The 21253-nt window shown below is 49.7% G+C and carries 15 protein-coding genes; 5 read left to right on the forward strand and 10 right to left on the reverse strand.

The window, feature by feature from the left end:
* Positions 1-13 precede the first annotated feature (13 nt).
* The 5 genes from AOA56_RS14145 to AOA56_RS14165 all read left to right on the forward strand — a co-directional run bounded on the left by AOA56_RS14145 (position 14) and on the right by AOA56_RS14165 (position 4688).
* Entirely contained in the window at positions 14-1240 is a 1227-nt protein-coding gene (locus AOA56_RS14145) for a 6-phosphofructokinase (protein ID WP_053769930.1), read from the forward strand.
* A gap of 458 nt (positions 1241-1698) precedes the next feature.
* Positions 1699-2820, forward strand: a complete 1122-nt coding sequence (locus AOA56_RS14150) for a helix-turn-helix domain-containing protein (protein WP_053769931.1) — start codon at positions 1699-1701, stop codon at positions 2818-2820.
* Positions 2817-3017: a PLDc N-terminal domain-containing protein gene (locus AOA56_RS14155; RefSeq protein WP_053769932.1), complete on the forward strand. Its 201-nt coding sequence runs from the start codon at positions 2817-2819 to the stop codon at positions 3015-3017. Before AOA56_RS14150 ends, AOA56_RS14155 begins: the two co-directional genes overlap by 4 nt.
* 2 nt (positions 3018-3019) lie before the next feature.
* Positions 3020-3958, forward strand: coding sequence for an ABC transporter ATP-binding protein (locus AOA56_RS14160; RefSeq protein ID WP_053769933.1), 939 nt, complete (start codon positions 3020-3022; stop codon positions 3956-3958).
* A complete protein-coding gene (locus tag AOA56_RS14165; protein WP_053769934.1) occupies positions 3918-4688 on the forward strand; it encodes an ABC transporter permease in 771 nt (256 codons plus the stop codon). The genes AOA56_RS14160 and AOA56_RS14165 overlap by 41 nt, the downstream gene beginning before the upstream one ends.
* A gap of 103 nt (positions 4689-4791) precedes the next feature.
* Here the strand turns inward: AOA56_RS14165 and AOA56_RS14170 are convergent, their stop codons facing one another.
* From AOA56_RS14170 to purF, 10 genes are all read right to left on the reverse strand, one after another.
* On the reverse strand, positions 4792-5670 hold the full coding sequence (locus tag AOA56_RS14170; protein WP_053769935.1) for an SDR family oxidoreductase: 879 nt from the start codon (positions 5668-5670) through the stop codon (positions 4792-4794).
* A 31-nt stretch (positions 5671-5701) separates the two neighbouring features.
* The gene (locus AOA56_RS14175; protein WP_024731963.1) at positions 5702-6937 is read right to left on the reverse strand and encodes a 6-phosphofructokinase; all 1236 of its coding nucleotides are present in this window, start codon (positions 6935-6937) and stop codon (positions 5702-5704) included.
* Between the two features lie 117 nt (positions 6938-7054).
* The gene (gene glpK, locus AOA56_RS14180; RefSeq protein WP_053769936.1) at positions 7055-8551 is read right to left on the reverse strand and encodes a glycerol kinase GlpK; all 1497 of its coding nucleotides are present in this window, start codon (positions 8549-8551) and stop codon (positions 7055-7057) included.
* Positions 8552-8557: 6 nt separating this feature from the next.
* Positions 8558-9745, reverse strand: coding sequence for an MFS transporter (locus AOA56_RS14185; protein WP_024731961.1), 1188 nt, complete (start codon positions 9743-9745; stop codon positions 8558-8560).
* Between the two features lie 136 nt (positions 9746-9881).
* On the reverse strand, positions 9882-10436 hold the full coding sequence (locus AOA56_RS14190) for an ANTAR domain-containing response regulator (protein WP_053769937.1): 555 nt from the start codon (positions 10434-10436) through the stop codon (positions 9882-9884).
* A gap of 21 nt (positions 10437-10457) precedes the next feature.
* Positions 10458-11747 (reverse strand): glutamine synthetase family protein, encoded by a 1290-nt coding sequence (locus AOA56_RS14195; protein ID WP_053769938.1) that lies wholly within the window; start codon positions 11745-11747, stop codon positions 10458-10460.
* A 134-nt stretch (positions 11748-11881) separates the two neighbouring features.
* Positions 11882-13363 carry a glutamate synthase subunit beta gene (locus tag AOA56_RS14200; RefSeq protein ID WP_053769939.1) on the reverse strand — a complete coding sequence of 494 codons (1482 nt, stop codon included), beginning with the start codon at positions 13361-13363 and terminating at the stop codon, positions 11882-11884.
* 7 nt (positions 13364-13370) lie between these two features.
* Positions 13371-17903, reverse strand: a complete 4533-nt coding sequence (gltB, locus tag AOA56_RS14205) for a glutamate synthase large subunit (protein ID WP_053769940.1) — start codon at positions 17901-17903, stop codon at positions 13371-13373.
* Positions 17904-17927: 24 nt separating this feature from the next.
* Positions 17928-19529: a CTP synthase gene (locus AOA56_RS14210; protein WP_053769941.1), complete on the reverse strand. Its 1602-nt coding sequence runs from the start codon at positions 19527-19529 to the stop codon at positions 17928-17930.
* 189 nt (positions 19530-19718) lie between these two features.
* Positions 19719-21143 (reverse strand): amidophosphoribosyltransferase, encoded by a 1425-nt coding sequence (gene purF / locus AOA56_RS14215; protein ID WP_048621386.1) that lies wholly within the window; start codon positions 21141-21143, stop codon positions 19719-19721.
* Positions 21144-21253 lie beyond the last annotated feature (110 nt).

The raw sequence follows: 21253 nt of genomic DNA on the forward strand, positions 1-21253 counted from the left end.
GAGGAACTGAATCATGAGTAAAAATATCCTGGTAGGACAGTCCGGCGGGCCAACGGCCGTAATCAACGGAAGTCTCTACGGCGTTATAACAAAAGGCTTTGAGATGCCGCAGATCGATCATGTCTACGGCATGGTAAATGGAATCGAAGGATTCCTGCACGGACAGATGATGGACATGCAGACGCTGATAAAAGACGGAACCCTTCCGCTTGTAAAGACAACCCCGGGGGCTTACCTTGGATCCTGCCGCTATAAGCTTCCGGAGGATCTGGCGGATCCGGTGTATCCGGAACTTTTCACCAGATTTGAAGAGCACGAAATCGAGGCCGTCTTTTATATCGGAGGTAATGACTCTATGGACACAGTCAGCAAGCTCTCCCGCTACGCCGCGCAGCATGAAAGCCCGATCCGCTTTATCGGAATCCCAAAGACCATCGATAATGACCTGGTAATGACAGATCACACCCCTGGCTTTGGAAGCGCCGCCAAGTATGTAGCTTCTACCGTCCGCGAGATTGCCGTCGACGCATCCGTCTATGACAACAAACCGTCCGTCACCATCGTTGAAATCATGGGCCGTCATGCCGGATGGCTTACTGCGGCATCCGCCCTGGCACGAATGTTTAAGGGTGACAATCCGGTGCTGATTTATCTGCCGGAGACTGCCTTTCATCCGAAAACCTTCCTTGGACAGGTACGAAGGGCACTGGAGACCACCACGAATCTTGTTGTATGTATCTCTGAAGGAATCCACGACAATACCGGAACATTCATTTGCGAGTATGCAAATGATGTAGGTACCGATACCTTTGGTCACAAAATGCTGACCGGATCCGGTAAATACCTGGAAAACCTCGTAAAAGAAACACTCGGCATCAAAGTGCGCTCCGTGGAACTCAATGTTTCTCAACGCTGCTCTTCTGCCTGTCTGTCCCGGACAGATCTCCAGGAGGCCATTCTTGCAGGTTCCTACGGCGTAGAGCGTGCAATGGAAGGAGCGACAGGAGTGATGATTACATTTGAGCGGAAAGAAGGAGACTCTTATGAGATGACACCTGGAACCGCCGATGTCACAAAGATCTGCAACGAGGAAAAGACCGTACCGGCAGACTGGATCACCCCAGACGGTTCCGATGTGACAGAAGCCTTCCTCAACTATGCCCGTCCGCTCATCCAGGGACAGGTGGAAGTGCCACAGAAAGACGGTCTGCCATATTTCGCGTTCCGAAACGGCAAATAAATGTACAACCTGAACAACGCGAACTTGATATTCATATTTTGTTCATTTTTTGTTATTGAAAGTTTCATTTGTAGAACACTAATTTTTCACGAATTGTGGGTATACTAAAATCATCAAAAGGAACACGAAACAGATTTGATAAATACGCTGTCAAGTAAATACTTTTTGAATAAACTTTTTCATAATAAATGCCGGGGATCAGCCGATGGTCACCCGGCATCCTCCCTGTCTATGAGCATTTTCATAATTACTTTCATTATATACGAAAGAAACTGATCCCCCTGGCTCTTAAAAGCCATTGGGATTTTCTCTACATTTCAGTCAGATCCGATTTCCATTTACTCCGCTTACCAAATTCAAAAAGTTTCTTATTGGTAAACTTTTCTTCTTAAAGTGTCGTTCAATTCCATTGAATCTTCCCAGTCTCTCTCTTATAATCATAGTAGGAGGTGAAAACAATGCATGAATTGCGGATTGCGGAAAACTTAATCCGGCTTCGCCATGAGCGCAAAATTACGCAGGAGGAGCTGGCGGACTATATTGGCGTCACAAAAGGCTCTGTCTCTAAATGGGAGAAAAATATCAGCAAACCGGATCTCCAAACGATTCCGGTTCTCGCCACGTTTTTCGGTGTTACCATCGATGAACTGCTTGGATACCTGCCTCAGCTTTCCAAGGATGAGATCCAGAAGCTGTATCTGGACTATTCCAATTCCTTTGCCGTATCAGATTTTGATAAAACGGTAGAGGACATCCGGACTACTGTGAAGCACTATTATTCTTGTTATCCCCTTGTCTTTCAGATGTGTGTCCTTTTGCTGAATCATTATTTACTTGCCAAAACACAAAAATTACAGACAGAGCTTTTACATTATATGAAAGATTTGTGCGACCATATCATCGCACACTGTGCAGATCTCAATCTGTGCAAGGATACCTTGATTCTAAAAGCGCTCATTCTCATGGGTGGAGGACAATATAAGGAAGCGCTCCAGATACTGGAAGCGGACTCTGATCCCAGAACACTTTCCAGAGAAAGTGACAGCGTCCTCGTCTCCGCCTATTTGATGAACGGAGACAGGGAAAAGGCATGTGACTTTGCCCAGATCACGATGTATCTGAATCTGTTCTCCCTGGTAGAGCTTTCCGCTAAGTATCTAACCGTGGCGGCAAGTGATCAGAATGCTTTTGACATGACGGTGGAGCGGGTGGAGTCTTTGATCGACAGCTATCAGCTTGTAAAACTCAATGCCAATGCTGTCTCCGTTTTTGAGTACCAGGCAGCGCTTGGATATCTGCAGTTTGACGATCCCGATGCCGCTCTTACCCATACCCGGAAATACCTGGACGGAATCCGCACGCTTTTGTCAGACGAAGAGTATCGCCTTCATGGTGACCGCTACTTTAACCGGATTGATCACTGGATCGAACAGCTTGCAAACGGCTCTGTCTCTCCCCGGGCGAGAAAAACATTCGTAAAAGACATTGCTGCTTCCCTGTCCCATCCGCTTTTTGAAAAACTAAAAGATGACAACACGTTTCGGAGACTTCAGAATCAATTAAAGGAGATGATTGAATGAGTTTACAGGAAATGCTGCCTTTTTTCATTCCACTTGCCATTGTGGAACTAGTATTGCTCTTTTATACCTTATGGCATATCTTCACACACACGCATTATAAACGCGGTACCCGGCTGATGTGGTGTATCATTGCTATTGTCGGGATGCAGTTCATCGGACCCGTGCTGTACTTTGTATTCGGGAGGGAGGACGAATAAGCATGGATATTTTATCAATCCGAGAGCTCACAAAATCTTTCGGTTCCCGCACAGTAATTGATCATCTTCATCTGTCCGTTCCAGCGCATTCTGTCTTTGGCTTTATTGGGAAAAATGGTGCCGGGAAGACGACAACCATGCGAATGATTGTAGGGCTTCTAAAGCCGGACCATGGCGAAATCCAAGTCAACGGTGAACGGGTATCTTTTGGCGAAAACCAGACGAACCGTTATATTGGCTATCTTCCGGATGTTCCGGAATATTATGGCTTTATGACTGCCTCTCAGTATCTGACGCTGTGCGGTGAGATCACCGGTATGCAGTCCTCAGATGTCAGACGGCGCATCCTGGATCTTCTGGATCTTGTAGGTCTTACAGACAGTAAGAAACATATCCACACCTACTCCCGTGGGATGAAACAGCGGCTTGGTATCGCCCAGGCTCTTTTGAACGCCCCAAAGCTTCTGATCTGCGACGAGCCGACTTCGGCTCTCGATCCGGTAGGTCGAAAGGAGATACTGGATATTCTCTCTTCTGTCACTGAGGAGACGACGGTGCTTTTCTCCACCCACGTGTTATCAGATGTGGAGCGGATCTGTGACCACGTTGCCTTGCTGCACGACGGCAGCATCGTCGTCCAGGGGACGCTGGAGAATCTCAAACGGAAACGCAACGGGGAAAAAATCCAAATCGAATTTGAACGTCGTTCTGATGCAGAGGCCTGCCTGAAGAAGTACCCGGAAAGCCTGCAGACAGACGCACTCACACTCATACTCCCGAAACGCGCTGACATCACCATGCCATCTGTAATGGCTGACCTTGTCTCCAGACAAGTGCCAGTGCAAAAGCTGGAAAAGCTGGAGCCGACATTGGAAGATTTATTTTTGGAGGTGGTAGAACATGAGACAGCTCCGTGCCATGATGAAAAAAGAACTCTTTGAGCAGTTAAAGACCCATCGTCTCGTTGTCATGTTGCTTTTGTTCACCCTTGTGGGCGTGCTCAGTCCGGCCTTTGCTAAGATGACACCGTGGCTTTTGGATCTCGTGTCCGGCGATATGGCAGAGACCGGTATCCAGATCGGCAATCTGGAGGTGACTTCTCTCTCCTCCTGGACACAGTACTATAAAAATATGCAGATCATTCTTTTTGTCTTTCTGATTTTATACGGCGGTATCCTGACTTCAGAATACCAGCATGGAACACTGATTATTCTTCTGTCCAAAGGATTGAAACGCCACAACATCCTGCTGCCGAAATACTTTGCCCTGCTTCTGACCTGGACATTTGGGTGTCTGATCAGCTTTGGCATCACCTTTGCCTACACCGTCTACTTCTGGGACAACAGCATCATTCAGAACCAGGCGTTCTCCCTGCTTACCTTCTATCTTCTGGGAGTGTGGATGATCTCTGTCCTCGTCGGGGCTTCGGTCTTCTGCCGGTCAGTTTCGGCAGTTCTTCTGGTCTGTGCTGCTTGCTTCGGGATCTCCTACTTTGCCGGGTTTTTCCCGGCCGTGAGCGATTATGTTCCAACCCTTCTTCTTGGACAAATGGATCTTCTGACCGGAACTACTGATTGCAGTCACTTCCTGCCAGCCATTGTAATTACGGTACTGCTCACGGTTTTCAACGTCACTGCTGCTGTCCTGTGCTTTCGGAAAACGTCCATCTGATTTTGCTTGGAAACGGGTTAGTAGTACATGAGCCTATCAAAATAAAACGCCCCCCTGTCATCCGACAATATCATACATTGCCGGCGCAGGGGGCTATCGTTCTCTATTCTCTTTTCTTCTTAGGGTCGTTCCCTTCGTATCCCAATTCAGCTCCAAGCTTTCTGAGTGCTTCCTCAGTCGTCAGGAAGTGAACACCCAGGTACTTTGCCTTTTCGGTCTCCATTCTTAAGTTTCTCGGACATTCCCTGAATGCCTCTTCGTTCCTTTCCAGCATCGAGTTCGGGATTCCGGCGCTCTCCAGGAAGTTGCTTACCACCTCATAGGTGCTCTTGTCATTTTCACTACCGAAATTGTAAATGCCGGCAGGAGCATCAAACATCTGTTCCAGATTTGCTACGACTTCCCACACATCCGTGATACTGCGGTAATCCCAAACCGGGTATTTTACATGCTGTCCTGACCGTACAGCATGTAAAATCGCGGGAATCAGATTCCCATGTTCCTTTCCTTCCCGGAAGTCAGCAGCGAACATCCAGCTTAACCGAAGTGCCACCGTATCCGGATGTACCTGAATGGCCTCCTCTTCCGCACGGACTTTCTGTCTTCCGTAAACATTGAGCGGGGAAAGCGCCTCTTCCTCCCGGTGCGGCTCTTTCACTCCGTTTCCCGTGTAGACCTGATCTGAGCTGCAAAAAAGGAATCTTGCACCAATCTTCTGACAGATAACCGCCAGATTCCGGACTCCGTCCACATTCACCAGCTCTGAGTGCTCCGGGTTCTGCTCACAGGCTCCCACATCTGAGATAGCAGCCGTATGAATCAGGATATCCGGGCAGTCCCTTTTCAGCATTGTTTCCGTCTCCTCAGGATCAGTGAAATCCATGTCCGTATGGTGATATCCCTTTATCTCATATTTTCTTGCGTAGAACCGGAGAATCCTGCTGCCCAGAAATCCATCTGCTCCTGTCACGCCGATCTTCAATTTTGATTCCCTCTTTCTATTTTTCATGATTCTAGTGGCTTGGCTTATACAGGTGTCTCGGAATTCCGTCCACCATAACCGGAGAAACATCTCCCTGGATCAGTGGTTTTATATAGGCAATAAACTCATCTGTCACATAGGTTCCTTCTGCATTGACCCATTCTCTTGGAACAAGCTTTTCGTCGTTTGCAATCTTATGTACATCCTTCACTTCCGTGCTGCACTGATATGGATCGTCGGAAATTCTCTTGAGTACGACCATCTTTCCGTTATCTCCCTCGTCGGCTGCCTTCACAGCCGCTCCTCCTACCTGGGACGCCTCCAGAATATCGACTCTGGACGCACAGTGGGATGCCGATCTCTGCAAGGTACTCAGCTCAATGGCACGGGTCTTGCATCCGATCTCATTGGCCACATAGTGTGCAAGGTACGCTGCTGTTCCGGTCAACTGTTTATGTCCAAAAGCATCTACGAAGTCCACGTTTGCACCCAGCTCACAGACATACCGTCCGTCTTCCAGATGAATTCCCTCGGAAACTGCTACCACTACAGACGGTTTCTTCGCCAGAAGCTCCCGGATCCGCTCCATGAAATTGTCCAGATCAAAAGTCAGCTCCGGAAGATAAATCAGGTCCGGTCCCGCACAGTCTTCTCCCTTTGCAAGGGCAGCCGCTCCGGTAAGCCATCCTGCGTTTCTTCCCATAATCTCCACGATGGTCACCAGTCCTTTGCTGTACTCAAGGCAAAAGCTGTCGCGGATAATCTCTTTTACAGATGTTCCAATATATTTCGCCGCACTTCCGTATCCCGGTGTATGGTCTGTCAGTGCCAGATCATTATCAATGGTCTTCGGGCATCCGATAAAACGGGTCGGATATCCCATCACAATCGCATAGTCGGAAAGCTTTTTGATCGTATCCATAGAGTCATTGCCTCCGATATAGATAAACGCCTCAATATCCAGCTTATCCAGAATCTCAAAAATCTTCTCATACACTTCCCGGTTCTCATGGATCTCCGGCAGTTTATAACGGCAAGACCCCAAGTATGCCGCCGGAGTCCTCTTTAAAAGCTCCGCATCCAGATCGTTTGTAATGTGCTCTGACAGATCAATATATTTCTCCTCCATCAGTCCCTGAATCCCGTGAAGCATTCCGTACACTTTCTTTGCTCCTCTGTCCTTTGCCGTACGATAGACACCGGCCAGACTGGAATTGATCGCCGCTGTCGGTCCTCCGGACTGTCCTACAATTACATTTCCTTTCATATCCCTACCTCCGTATTCGTCTTAATCCAATACGTCTATTTTAGTATATTTGTACATAATTGTCTATCATTTTTCACTTTTTTCGTCAATTTTATTGTAACAGTTCGGCTATGCACTCTATTCTTCTTTTGCCCAGTCAAATGCATAGCGCACTGCTTTCTTCCAGCCTTTCATCTTCTCCTGACGCTTCTCCTCAGGAAGCGCCGGGGTGAATTCCCGGTCAATCTTCCAGTTTGCCCGGATTTCTTCGGTGTCCTTCCAGACGCCCGCCGCAAGTCCTGCCAGATAAGCCGCACCCATGGCCGTCGTCTCCACACATGCCGGACGCCGCACCGGAGCGGCATCAAAATCAGCCTGCACCTGCATCAGAAAATCATTGGCGCTTGCCCCGCCGTCCACTTTGAGCGAAGTCAGTGTGATACCGGAGTCCGCCTCCATGGCACGGATGACATCGTGAACCTGATAGGCCAAAGACTCCAGTGTCGCCCGGATGATGTGACACTTATTGACGCCCCGTGTGATGCCGACGATGGCGCCTCGTGCATACTGATCCCAGTACGGAGCGCCAAGACCGGTAAAGGCAGGAACCACATAACAGCCGTTTGTATCCGGCACTTTCTGCGCCATATATTCAGAGTCCGCCGCCGAATCAATCAGCCGCATCTCATCCCGAAGCCACTGGATCGCAGCCCCCGCCACGAAAATCGATCCTTCCAAGGCGTACTGCACCTTACCGTCCATTCCCCAGGCAATGGTCGTAACAAGTCCGTTTTTCGAAAATACCGGGGTCTCCCCCGTATTCATCAACAGAAAACAGCCTGTCCCGTACGTGTTCTTTGCTTCTCCCGGAGAAAAGCAGGTCTGTCCAAAAAGCGCCGCCTGCTGATCCCCTGCCGCTCCTCCAATCGGAATTTCCCCGCCAAAATATGCCGGGGACGTCGTTCCGTAAATACAGCTCGACGGCCGGACTTCCGGAAGCATACATTTCGGAATGTCTAAGACTTCCAAAATCTCGTCATCCCACTGAAGTGTATTGATATTGAACATCATCGTTCTGGAGGCATTGGAGTAATCCGTCGCGTGGACTTTTCCCTTTGTCAGTTTCCAGATGAGCCACGTCTCCACCGTACCAAAAAGCAGTTCCCCTCTCTTAGCCCGTTCTTTTGCTCCTTCTACATGTTCCAGAATCCAACGCACTTTCGTACCCGCAAAGTAGGCGTCAATGGTCAGTCCGGTTTTCATCCTGAACCACTCTTCCAGCCCCCGCTCTTTTAAACTGTCGCAGTATTTGGCTGTCCTTCTGCACTGCCATACGATCGCATGACACACCGGAACTCCGGTCTCCTTGTCCCATACGATGGCTGTCTCTCTCTGATTGGTGATGCCAATGGCAGCAATATCATCCGCCGACGCCCCGATCTTACTCATGGCCTCTACTGCCACACCAAGCTGAGTCGACCAGATCTCGTCCGCATCGTGTTCTACCCATCCCGGCTTCGGAAAATACTGGGTAAATTCTTTCTGTGCAAGACTGACAATCTTTCCCGCACGGTCAAACAGAATACAACGGTTACTCGTCGTCCCCGCATCCAGCGCCATAATATATTGTTTCACTCTCTTTTACCTCCTGTTTTCTTGTTTTATCATCCAGATTCCGGCAACAAGAATCACCGGAAATACGATTGCTGAAAAAAGTCCTGCTTTCAGTCCCCTCCCAGAAAGTTCTGAGATCATTCCTACAAGACCAGGTCCCGCAGAGCATCCCAGGTCCCCTGCCAATGCAAGGAAAGCAAACATGATGGTACCGCCCCTTCTTAATACTTTTGCCGCGGTACTAAAACTTCCAGGCCACATAATTCCGACCGAAAGACCGCACAGGGCACAGCCTGCCAGTCCCAGTACAGGGCTTTTTGACAGGCCTGCCAGCAGGTAGGCCGCCACACAGAGCAGGCCGCTTATCATCATAAAATTATGGAGCCGGATCTTCTCTGAAAACGCCCCATACCAGGCTCTTGCCGCACCCATACAGGCCGCAAACATACACGGCCCCGCCAGATCCCCTACTGTCTTGCTGACAGAAAGTCCCATTTCCGCAAAGGCGCTTGCCCACTGGCTCATGCCCTGCTCCGCTGCTCCCGCACAGACCATCACGATAAATAAAATCCAAAATACCCTTTCCCGAAAGATCTCACGAAGCCCCATGCTCTTTCCCTCCTCCACGAGGGAACGGATCGGCACATGAAAAAAGAGGCAGGTATTAAAAAAGGGAATAACTGCCCAGATACAGGCCAAAATCCACCAGGATCCGGTCCCGAATACTGCAAAATACAGGGTACTGATCAGTACCACTCCCACATGTCCCCAGCAGTAAAAAGAGTGCAGCGAGCTCATCACCGCCTCCTTGTTCTTTGTCGGGCACGCCTCCACAATCGGACTTAACATGACTTCTATCAGCCCTCCTCCGATGGCATAGCAGACAATTCCGATCAGAAGCCCGATATATGGAACTGGAAACAGCCACGGCAAAAAGGCAAGCAGTAAAAGTCCTGTCCCACTGCATAGATGGGCTGTAATCATCGTTTTTCTCTCTCCGACCTTCTCCACCAGTCCGGCCGCCAGAAGATCCACCAGAAGCTGGACCCCAAAATTGACGGAGATTAACAATCCAATCTTATCCAGCGCAATCCCGAACTGCTTTTGAAAGGTCACAAACAGCAGGGGGACAAAATTATTGACAATGGCCTGGGTAATATATCCGATGTAACATGCGACAATCGTCGCATTGTCATTGTCTTTGATTCGTTTCATTCTTCTGCCTCGTTCTTCTTGATTTCTTTTATTTTATCTTGATTTGCCTTCATCGTCAATGAACAAACGAGAGACGTAAAACCATTCGTACATACGCGATGCACGGTTGGTTTTCGTCTCTCGTTTTTATTTGTCCTCAAATCTCATTATAGATCAGGGTTAGAATCATCTGTGCCGTCTCTGTCATATTCCTCCCCGTGTCCATGCTGCTCTTCTGGATATAGCGGAAAGCTTCTTCCTCCGTCATATGGTTGCGCTCCATGAGGACGGACTTGGCGTTTCGGATATAGTTCTCCTCTTTCTCCGTGCGCCTTGGCTTTTTGCCCTTGCGTTTCACCACCTGACGGTCCAGATTCTGAAGCATCATATTGACTGTACCGACAAACTCCAGAACTCTCACCGGCATCGTCACTGCAATCAGTCCCGGCTGTCTTCTGTAACTGACATTCTGTGTTGTATCCAAAAGCAGCAGATCAAAATAACGCGGCAGGCAGTTCAGCAAATCCGTATAATCCATATCAGAAAGCTTTGTTCCACTGATGATAATTCCGTGGGATAAACGCCCGGTTTCCTGGAGTGCCGCAGCCGCCGTAGGCACAACCGCCACATCCCGGAAGCCATGGCGCAGAAGTATTTCTTTGATTTTTCCCGCGGTATCCTTCCGTGGAAGTGCGATGATAATACTTCCCATATATCCTCCCCCTGCCATCTGTTAAAATCTGTGCAGATACTCCTTAAGTTCCCAGTCTGTAACTTCCCGCGTATAGAACCCCCATTCCTTTCTTTTTTCCTTTAAATAGGTTTCCACATATCGTTCTCCACACACCTGTTTTAAAAACGCATCTTGTTCCAGTGCATCCAGAGATTCCTTTAATGTCCCCGGAAGCTTTCCGGCCTTTTCATCCGCTTTTAACGGAACCATCCTTTCACGAATCCCGTTTAAACCGGCGGACACCACCAGTGCAATGAGCAGATACGGATTCGCCGCGCCGTCCGGCAGAGTCCATTCCATATGAATCTCACCCTCTCTTCCCGTCACCACACGGATCGGAGCCCGGTAGTCATTGAACGACCAGAATAGCTCTGTAGGCGCGTGAAATCCCGGTTTCAGCCGCTTATACGAATTGATAATCGGATTGGAAAACGCCGCCATTCCGTTCATATGAGTCAAAAGCCCCGCAATAAAGGAGTATGCCTCCCGGCTTAGTCCATTTTCCATTTCCTGATCCGCAAAGAGACTCCTCCCATTCCGGAATCCGGAAATATTTAGCGACAGGGCCGAGCCCGGAAGATCTGTCCGTGGCTTTGGCATGAAAGTTGCGTGCAGGCCGTGTCTCTGGGCTATGGTACGTACTGTGGAACGAAAGGTTATAATCTGATCCGCCACCTTGACGCCCCGGGCCTGTTTAAAGTCTACCTCATGCTGGGCCGGAGCGTCCTCGTGATGGGAGGATTCGATTTCAAATCCCATCTCCTCCAGTGTCAGAATCATATCTCTTCTCGCGTTTTCTCCCTGGTCAAGGGGCGCCACATCGAGGTACCCGGCTTTCTCCCTTGTCCTCGTTGTCGGATTGCCCTCTTCGTCAGTCTCAAACAGAAAAAATTCGCACTCCGGATCCAGATCAAAGCTGTATCCCTCCTGCCCTGCCTCATCCATCACTTTTTTCAGGATGTATCTGGAACTTTCCGGAACCTCTCGTCCCTCCTGATCCATCAGATCACAGAGGAAGCGCGCCACCTTACCCTGCTGCGGTCTCCACGGCAGTACCGTGAACGTATCGAGATCCGGTTTTAAGCAGACCTTATCATATCCCATGTCTTTCATCCCGGCAATACTGTAGCCGTCTACCATACACTTTCCAGTCAGCGCCTTTTCCATCTGTCCGGCAGTCACGGCGATATTGCGGATCGTCCCGAAGATATCTACAAATTGCATACGGATAAATTTTACATCTTCCTCTTCCATCATCTGTAGAATTTCCCATGTCTCATATTTTGCCATCTTGATTTCCTCCATCTTTCGATTGCGTCGATTCCCTGATGTACTTATTATATTCCGCATCCGGAAGAAAGGGCAAGAACTATGTCCGATCTTTTCCTCTGTTCTTTCGTACTGTCCCATCCTTCTGATTCTATTCAGGAAAGATTCGTGTAGCCCATGAGAGAACGGTCAATCTCCCTTGCCGCTTCCCGGCCTTCCCGGATCGCCCAGACCACAAGGGATTGCCCCCGTCTCATATCACCTGCCACAAATACACGAGGAACACTGGCCGCAAAGTCCTGATCGTCTACCGTTCCTCGTCCGGACGTTTTAACCTGGAAAGCATCTATGACGTAATCTTCCGCTCCGGTAAATCCTGCCGCAATCAGCACCAGATCTGCCGGAATCGTTTCCTCGCTTCCTTTCACCGGCTGCATCTCCATCCGCCCGGTTTTCTCGTTTTTCTTCTGTTCTAACCGAATCGTCCGAATAGCACGCACATTCCCTTCCTTATTTTTCAGAAATTCCTTTACTGTCGTCTGGTAGCATCTTGGATCTTTTCCCGTCAGAGCGATCCTCTCTTGCTGCCCATAATCGGTCTTTTCCACCCTCGGCCACTCCGGCCACGGATTGTTCCCATCCCGTTCTTTTGGCGGCTTGGGCATCATCTCTAACTGGGTCACAGACTTCGCCTGTAAACGCAGGGAGGTTCCCACACAGTCATTTCCTGTATCTCCGCCGCCAATAATGACGACATGTTTTCCTTTTGCAAGCTCAGATGGGACGGTGGCAAATCCGGAATCCAGAAGTGTCTTTGTCACTTCCGAAAGAAAATCCACCGCAAAGCGGATCCCCCCGGCATCTCTTCCCGAAACGTTAATATCCCTTGGTCTTGAGGCGCCACAGGCAAGCAGCACTCGGTCAAAAGTGTCCAGAATCTCCGCTGCCTCTTTGTCCCGGCCCACATCGATGTTTGTACAAAAAACAACACCTTCCTCCTCCATAAGTGCTTTCCTTCGCTCAATCGAGCTTTTCTCTAACTTCATATTCGGGATGCCGTACATCAGCAGTCCTCCGATCCTGTCCTTCCGTTCAAAGACAGTCACACTGTGTCCTTGGCGGTTCAAAAGCAGTGCCGCCGTAAGTCCGGCAGGTCCGCTTCCGATCACCGCTACACGCTTTCCGGTGCGGTTTTCCGGTGGCTGGGGCTTTATCATCCCTTTTGCAAAGGCCCAGTCGATAATCGCACGCTCATTTTCTTTCGTTGTTACCGGATTCATGTTTACGTTGCAGGTACATGCCGCCTCACAGAGCGCCGGACAGACCCGGGATGTAAATTCCGGGAAACAGTTGGTCTTTTGCAATCGCTGATAGGCGGCTTCATACTGCCCGTGGTACAAAAGATCATTCCACTCTGGCACCAGGTTATTTAACGGGCATCCGGACGCCATTGTACCAATCATTCCTCCAAACTGACAGAACGGCACTCCGCATCCCATGCATCTTGCCCCCTGCTCTTTTTGTACTTCTGGCGGGAGCGGCTCATGGAATTCATGGAAATCTCCGATCCGCTCCTTGCAGGGGCGTTCACTTCCCGTCCGTCTTTCATATTCTAAAAATCCTGTCGGTTTTCCCATGTTGTTTTTATCCCTCCTGTCTTTTCTGACCTACGCTCTCGTAGAACGCCTCAATCTGCGCCTCCTCGCTGTCAAACCCCATCGCTTCATACTTTCTGCTTAGTGTCAGCATCTTTTTATAATCATTTGGAATGATCTTTTTAAATTTCGACAGATATTTCGTAAACTGCTCCAGAATCTCCTGTCCTTTCCGGGACCCGGTCTCCCGTACATGTTCCTCGATCATGGCTCGCAATTCGTCCGCATCCCCCTTCTGCGTGATTTCCTCCATAGAAATCATCTCCTTGTTGATGTTACGGTAGAGAGAATTCCACTCGTCCAACACGTAGGCGATTCCGCCGCTCATGCCGGCCGCAAAGTTCTTCCCGGTCTTACCGATGACAGCGATCCTGCCGCCTGTCATATACTCGCATCCGTGGTCTCCCACGCCTTCCACAACCGCTGTAGCTCCCGAATTCCGCACGCCGAAACGCTCTCCTGCCAGTCCGCAGATAAAGGCTTTTCCGTCAGTCGCCCCATAAAGGGCAACATTTCCGATAATCATATTGTCCTCTGCCCGGTAGGTACCTCCCTTGGGCGGCCGGATGACAAGTTTCCCCCCGGAAAGTCCTTTTCCAAAGTAGTCGTTACAGTCTCCATCCAGGCGGATCGTCAGTCCTGCCGGGATGAAAGCTCCAAAACTCTGCCCTCCGTTTCCTGTACATGCTATCTGATACGTATCTTCCTGCACCCCTTCCGGATATCGTCTCGTAAGTTCGGATCCAAACATCGTTCCAAACGTCCGGTCCGTATTTTTGACGTGAACCTGTATCTTGCCAGGTTCTCCGGCATCCAGCTTTTCTTGCAGTTCTTTGATGAGAACCGTCTGATCCAGTGTCCCGGAAAGTCCAAACTCATACTCTCCTTTGAGATTGCCTTTCCCCATATACGGCGAATTCAGGATAGCTCCAAGGTCTATCATCCTTCCTCTTTTGCTTTGTGGATTTTCCCGCACTTTCAGAAGATCGGTGCGCCCTACCATCTCATCTATCGTCCTTACACCAAGCTTCGCCATATATTCCCGGAGTTCCCGGGCAATAAACCGCATGAAATGAATCACATATTCTGGTTTTCCTTTGAAACATTTCCGAAGTTCTGGATTTTGTGTTGCCACTCCCATCGGACAGGTGTCCTGATTGCAGACCCGCATCATCACACAGCCAAGGGCTACCAGCGGAGCCGTCGCAAATCCAAATTCCTCTGCTCCCAGAAGAGCTGCGACGGCTACGTCCCGGCCGCTCATCAGCTTTCCGTCCGTCTCTATCCGAACTTTGTTTCTCAGTCCGTTTTTCAGAAGTGTCTGATGCGCCTCGGCAAGGCCCAGCTCCCACGGGAGTCCGGCATTGTGAATGGAACTTCCCGGTGCGGCTCCGGTGCCTCCGTCGTACCCGGAGATCAGGACCACCTGAGCTCCTGCCTTTGCCACACCAGCCGCAATCGTACCTACCCCGGCCTCTGACACCAGCTTCACAGAAATCCGTGCATTTGGATTTGCGTTTTTCAGATCGTAAATCAACTGCGCCAAATCCTCAATAGAATAGATGTCATGGTGCGGCGGCGGGGAAATCAGACTCACGCCTGGAGTAGAATACCGAGTTTTTGCAATCCACGGATACACTTTCTTTCCCGGCAGGTGGCCTCCTTCTCCCGGCTTTGCCCCCTGAGCCATCTTGATTTGAATCTCTTCGGCGCTTGCCAGATAACGGCTGGTGACACCAAAACGTCCGCTTGCCACCTGCTTGATGGCAGAACAGCGATTGTCCTTCGTCCCTTTTGTCAGTAGACGCTCCGGGGACTCACCTCCCTCTCCACTGTTGGATTTCCCGTGTATCTTATTCATAGCGACCGCCAGCGCTTCGTGGGCTTCCTGAGAAATAGAACCGTAGGACATGGCTCCGGTCTTAAATCGCCTTACAATGGAATCTACACTTTCTACCTCTTCGATGGGAACGCCTTCCTTCGGATATCGGAAGTCCATGAGACTTCTCAAATATCCGGTTTCCTCTTTATCAATCTGTCCTGTATACTCCTGAAACATTGTGTAATCGTCCTGCCAGACGGACTGCTGGAGAAGGTGAATCGTCGCCGGATTGTACCGGTGATGCTCTCCCTGACTACGAAAACTATGCCGCCCCACACTCTCCAATGTAAGATCCGTCTTTCGTCCCAATGGGTCAAATGCCTGACTGTGACGCAGTTCCACATCCTCCTCTATCTCTTTCATGGTAATCCCGCCCACCCGGCTGAGGGTGTGGGTAAAATACGGATCAATGACCTCTTTGGAGATGCCCACCGCCTCGAAGATCTGGGAACCCTGGTAAGATTGGATCGTGGAGATGCCCATCTTGGACGCAATCTTGACGATTCCGCCTAAGATGGCCTTATCATAATCATGGACCGCCGCATAATAGTCTTTTTCCAGCAAGCCATCCTCGACCATCTCCCGGATCGTCTCGTGAGCCAGATACGGGTTGACCGCGCTCGCCCCATATCCAAGGAGCGTTGCAAAATGATGGACTTCCCTTGGCTCTGCCGACTCTAGGATGATCGGCATAACCGTACTCTTTTTCGTCCGGACAAGGTAGTGATGGACGGCGGAGACCGCCAGCAACGATGGGATTGCTACATGAGTCTCATCTACACCCCGATCCGTAAGAATCAAGATGGACGCCCCGTCCTTATAAACCCGGTCCACCTCGATGAAAAGACGCTCCAGTGCTATCTTCAGAGACATATGTTTCATACAGGTGATCATTACCTCCGCCGGGTACAGCCCCGGCTGTCTCACGCCCTTGATTTTCAGAAGATCCGTATCTGACAGAATCGGATTGTTGACCTTCAGTACCTGGCAATTTTCTGGCTGTTCTTTTAGAATGTTGCCTTCTTTTCCGATGTACACACTGGTGTTGGTGACAATCTTCTCCCGCACTGCGTCAATCGGAGGGTTCGTCACCTGGGCAAACCGTTGCTTAAAATAGGAGAACAGCAATGGCTGCTTGTTGGAAAGTGCCGCAAGCGGGGTATCCACACCCATGGACGTAATCCCTTCCGTACCGTTTAATGCCATCGTACGAATGGAATCGTGGTACTCCTCGTAGGAATATCCAAATGCTTTCCTAAGCCTTGCGCACTCTTCCTTCGTATACTGCTCCACCTTTTTGTTCGGGATCTTGAGATCTTTTAATTCCATCATATGTTGATCCAGCCATTCCCCGTAAGGCTGTCTGGACGCATAAGTCTCTTTGATTTCATCATCTGTCAGAATTTTTTGTCTCACAGTATCCGCCACCAGCATCTTTCCCGGATGAATCCTTCCTTTTTCCAGGATCTGTTCTTCCCGGATTCCCTGAAGTACTCCCACTTCGGATGACAGATAGAGATAGCCGTCCCGGGTGATGTAGTACCTGGACGGACGCAGACCGTTCCGGTCCAGCACTGCCCCCAGGATATCACCGTCACTGAAAAGGACGGACGCCGGACCGTCCCAAGGTTCCATCATGGTTGCATAGTACTGATAGAAATCTCGTTTTTTCTGGCTCAGGGTATCATGATTCTCCCATGGTTCCGGAATCACACACGTCACTGCAAGAGGCAGATCCATTCCATTCATCACAAGAAATTCCAAAGTATTATCCAGCATGGCAGAATCTGAACCGCTCTGATCCACCACTGGGAATATCTTGTCAAGACTCCCTGAAAAATACGGAGAAACCATTCTCTCTTCTCTTGCGAGCATCTTATCCGCATTTCCCTGGATCGTATTGATCTCCCCGTTGTGAACGATGAAACGGTTCGGATGCGCCCGGTTCCAGCTTGGCTCTGTGTTTGTACTAAATCTTGAGTGTACCATGGCGATCGCGGTCTGATAATCCGGATCCTGAAGATCCTCAAAAAATGTACGTAGTTGTCCGACTAGAAACATGCCTTTATAGACAATCGTTCTGCCGGATAGAGAAACAATGTACGTCTCTGTACTGCTCTGCTCAAATTCCCGGCGGATGGCATAGAGTCTCCGGTCAAATTCCAGCCCTTTTGCAGTATCCGAGGGCTTTTCAATAAATCCCTGCATAATATACGGCATACAGTCTCTGGCTTTCTTGCCGAGTACGTCCTCGTGCACCGGTACTTTCCTCCACCCAAGAAAGCGGAGCCCCTCTTTTGCCACGATCGTCTCAAACATCTTCCGTGACTGGTTTCTCGTAAGTTCGTCTGCCGGAAAGAAAAACATCCCGATTCCGTATTCCCGGTCTTCTCCAATGAGAATCTGCTCTTTTAGGCACACCTTTTTGAAAAAACGATGGGAAATCTGTAGTAAAATCCCGACTCCGTCCCCGGTCTTTCCCTCGGCGTCCTTTCCTGCACGGTGCTCCAGATTCTCCACGATCTCAAGCGCCTGACTCACAACCTGATGTGTCTTTTTTCCTTTGATATTTACGACTGCGCCGATTCCACAGTTGTCATGCTCCAGCATCGGACAGTAAAGTCCCTGATTTCCTTTCATCGCTCTCTTCCTTTCGTTTTCATTCTAATTCCGGTGCTCAGACGCCGCTTTTACAAACCCGGCAAAAAGAGGGTGCGGCCGGTTCGGCCTCGACTTAAATTCCGGATGTGCCTGAGTACCAATATAAAACGGATGATCCGTAATCTCTATCATTTCCACGATCCTCTGATCCGGGGACAGCCCCGCCAGGTGCATCCCTGCTTCTTCCAGGACGCTCCGGTAATCGTTATTGACCTCATAGCGGTGTCTGTGTCTCTCGGAGATCTCCCTCTTTCCATAAAGGGCAAAGCACCGGGAATCTTCATCCAGTACACACGGATATGCCCCAAGCCTCAGAGTGCCCCCGATATTTTCCACATCTTTTTGATCCGGCATCAAAGCGATAACCGGATGCATGGTCTCCGGCTGAAACTCGATACTGCCCGCATCGTGATATCCCACGACAAACCGGGCGAAGGCCACGATAGCCATCTGCATTCCCAAGCAGATTCCAAGATATGGGATTTTCTCCCGTCTTGCATACTCTGCCGCCAGAATCATGCCTTCTGTGCCCCGTCTCCCAAACCCTCCCGGCACGAGAATTCCATCCACGCCACAAAATGTCTCCTCCACATTTTCTTCCGTAATCGTCTCCGAATCCGTCCAGCGGAAACGGATATCCGTATGGCAACTGATACCTCCATGCTTCAATGCTTCCACTACACTTAAGTATGCATCGTGAAGCTGGGTATATTTCCCGACGATGGCGATCTCGGCTTCCTGTTTCGGATTCTTAAGTGCCTCCGTCATCTCAATCCAGTCACTGAGATCCGGTTCCCTTTGTTCCAGATGCAGACAGTTTAAAACTGCCTGTGCCAGGTTCTCCCGCTCCATAGCAAGGGGCGCCTCATAAAGATACTCTACATCCAGATTCTGCAGGACATGTTCTGACGGCACATTACAGAAAAGTGCGATCTTATCTTTCATCTCCAGAGGTAGCGGGTATTCAGACCGGCATACGAGGATGTCAGGCCAAAGTCCCAGGCGTTGCAATTCCTTGACACTTGCCTGTGTTGGTTTCGTCTTCATCTCGCCAGATGCTTTCAGATAAGGAATCAGCGTTACATGGATGAGGATGGCATGCTCCTTCCCTACATCATGCTGAAACTGCCGAATGGCTTCCAGAAACGGCTGGCTCTCGATATCTCCGACGGTGCCGCCCACCTCGATAATCGCGATCCTCTCCTCTCCTGGATTTTTCGCCCGGTAGAACCTCTCCTTAATCTCATTCGTAATATGCGGTATTACCTGAACCGTGCCCCCGCCGTAGTCTCCGTGTCGCTCCTTATTTAACACCGACCAGTAAATCTTTCCGGAGGTGACATTGGAGTTCTTGTCCAGGCTTTCATCAATGAACCGTTCGTAGTGTCCCAGATCCAAATCTGTCTCCGTACCATCATCTGTCACAAATACCTCCCCGTGCTGGATCGGGTTCATCGTCCCTGGATCCACGTTAATATACGGATCAAATTTCTGCATCGTGACCTGATAGCCCCTCGCCTTGAGAAGTCTCCCCAAAGACGCCGCCGTAATCCCTTTTCCAAGACCGGATACTACTCCTCCTGTTACAAAAACATAGTTTACCATTGCTTGTCTTTCCTCCTTTTTGCTGCTCTAAAACTCCCAAAACATAAAAAAAGGGGCAAAAGTGTCTGGAAATCGCTTTTTCCGCGTTTCCTGACCGACACCTTTGCCGCCTTTTCGTTTCCTTCATTTTTATTATTCCAATACTATACTCTGTTTTTTACTTTTTGTAAATCCCTTTTTTATTTTTTATCAGATCCGACTTTCCTTCCCTTCCGAAACCGGGTATTGATTGTCAAAACATGCCTTACAGATTCCAAGGTCTCCCACAACGGTCTGAAGATCCTCGATCTTCATATAGCCAAGGGAATCCGCGCCGATGAGTGTGCGGATCTCCTCAGTCGTGTGCTCTGAGGCAATGAGCTGATCATTGGATGGAACATCTGTGCCGTAATAACACGGATACAGAAACGGCGGGGCGCTGATCCGCACATGGACTTCCTTGGCTCCTGCTGCCTTGAGCATCCGGATTAAGTTTGCCATAGTCGTCCCCCGAACGATAGAATCATCGACCAAAACGATGCGTTTTCCCCTCACCACCGGCTCCAGTACATTAAGCTTAATCCGAACGCTGGATCTTCGCTCTTTCTGAGTCGGCTTGATAAACGTTCTGCCGACATAACTGTTTTTATAAAAGGCAAGCTCAAAGGGAAGTCCTGTTTCCATAGCAAAACCTCTGGCCGCAGTAATCCCGGACTCCGGCACTCCCGTTACCAAATCGGCATCCGCCGGCCAAGCTTTCGCAAGAGCACGCCCCAGCCGTATTCTGGCGTCATAGATCCCGATGCCGTCCATGGTACTGTCCAGCCTCGCAAAATAAATGTATTCAAAGATACAATGGGCTCGTTTCTCCTGCTGCAGCTCTTTGTTGGAGATAATACCGTCTTTTGTAATAGCAATCATCTCTCCCGGCTCAATATCCCGGATAAATTCTGCTCCTACCGCATCCAGGGCACAGCTTTCTGACGCTACGACGTAGGCATGCCCTCTCTTTCCAATGCAGAGCGGTTTCAATCCGAAGGGATCCCGAAGAGCGACAAGCTTTCTAGGACTCATCACCACCAGCGCATACCCGCCCCGGATCTTTCTGGACGTACAAAGGATCGCCTCCTCCACGTTTCTTGTATGCACTCGCTCCTTGGCAATGCAGTACGCAATCATTTCAGAATCCGTGGTCGTGTGGAAGATGGCACCTCCATAGACCAGCTCCTCTTTCAATTCAGGTGCATTGATCAGATTTCCATTGTGTGCAAGAGCCAGGGTGCCTTTGATATAGTTGAGAACAAGGGGCTGTGCATTCTCCCTGGTAGATCCCCCCGTAGTTGAGTAGCGAACATGCCCGATCCCCAGATTTCCATGGAGGGACGCAAGCATATCTGCCTTGAATACTTCACTGACCAGCCCCTGGTCCTTATGGTAGGCGATATTTCCCCGCTCCCCCCTGGTGTCTGAGACAACAATGCCGCAGGACTCCTGTCCCCTATGCTGGAGGGCACAGAGTCCATAATAGATCGAGGAGGCTACATCTTTTCCGTCTATATCGTAGATACCAAATACACCACACTCTTCTCCGACTCCCGTTTCCCTTCTCTGATTCCACTCTGTCTTTGTCTTCATCTTTTTTCCTCCATCCCTTTTCTCGCCATCTTCTGGCTCTTATTTTCAGAAAACAGGTTCGATTCCCGTTCATACTAAGATATTTTAACCATCTTTTTCGATTTTGCAAG

The organism is Sellimonas intestinalis (genome assembly GCF_001280875.1).
GTDB lineage: Bacteria > Bacillota > Clostridia > Lachnospirales > Lachnospiraceae > Sellimonas > Sellimonas intestinalis.

What these genes read in the sequence shown, in the direction of transcription:
- AOA56_RS14210 (WP_053769941.1), bottom strand. Translation starts at nt 19,529, where the DNA reads ATGGTAAACTATGTTTTTGTAACAGGAGGAGTAGTATCCGGTCTTGGA.
- AOA56_RS14175 (WP_024731963.1), bottom strand. Translation starts at nt 6,937, where the DNA reads ATGAAAGGAAATGTAATTGTAGGACAGTCCGGAGGACCGACAGCGGCG.
- AOA56_RS14195 (WP_053769938.1), bottom strand. Translation starts at nt 11,747, where the DNA reads ATGGCAAAATATGAGACATGGGAAATTCTACAGATGATGGAAGAGGAA.
- AOA56_RS14160 (WP_053769933.1), top strand. Translation starts at nt 3,020, where the DNA reads ATGGATATTTTATCAATCCGAGAGCTCACAAAATCTTTCGGTTCCCGC.
- AOA56_RS14165 (WP_053769934.1), top strand. Translation starts at nt 3,918, where the DNA reads ATGAGACAGCTCCGTGCCATGATGAAAAAAGAACTCTTTGAGCAGTTA.
- AOA56_RS14150 (WP_053769931.1), top strand. Translation starts at nt 1,699, where the DNA reads ATGCATGAATTGCGGATTGCGGAAAACTTAATCCGGCTTCGCCATGAG.
- AOA56_RS14185 (WP_024731961.1), bottom strand. Translation starts at nt 9,745, where the DNA reads ATGAAACGAATCAAAGACAATGACAATGCGACGATTGTCGCATGTTAC.
- gltB (WP_053769940.1), bottom strand. Translation starts at nt 17,903, where the DNA reads ATGAAAGGAAATCAGGGACTTTACTGTCCGATGCTGGAGCATGACAAC.
- AOA56_RS14145 (WP_053769930.1), top strand. Translation starts at nt 14, where the DNA reads ATGAGTAAAAATATCCTGGTAGGACAGTCCGGCGGGCCAACGGCCGTA.
- AOA56_RS14190 (WP_053769937.1), bottom strand. Translation starts at nt 10,436, where the DNA reads ATGGGAAGTATTATCATCGCACTTCCACGGAAGGATACCGCGGGAAAA.
- purF (WP_048621386.1), bottom strand. Translation starts at nt 21,143, where the DNA reads ATGAAGACAAAGACAGAGTGGAATCAGAGAAGGGAAACGGGAGTCGGA.
- AOA56_RS14155 (WP_053769932.1), top strand. Translation starts at nt 2,817, where the DNA reads ATGAGTTTACAGGAAATGCTGCCTTTTTTCATTCCACTTGCCATTGTG.
- AOA56_RS14200 (WP_053769939.1), bottom strand. Translation starts at nt 13,363, where the DNA reads ATGGGAAAACCGACAGGATTTTTAGAATATGAAAGACGGACGGGAAGT.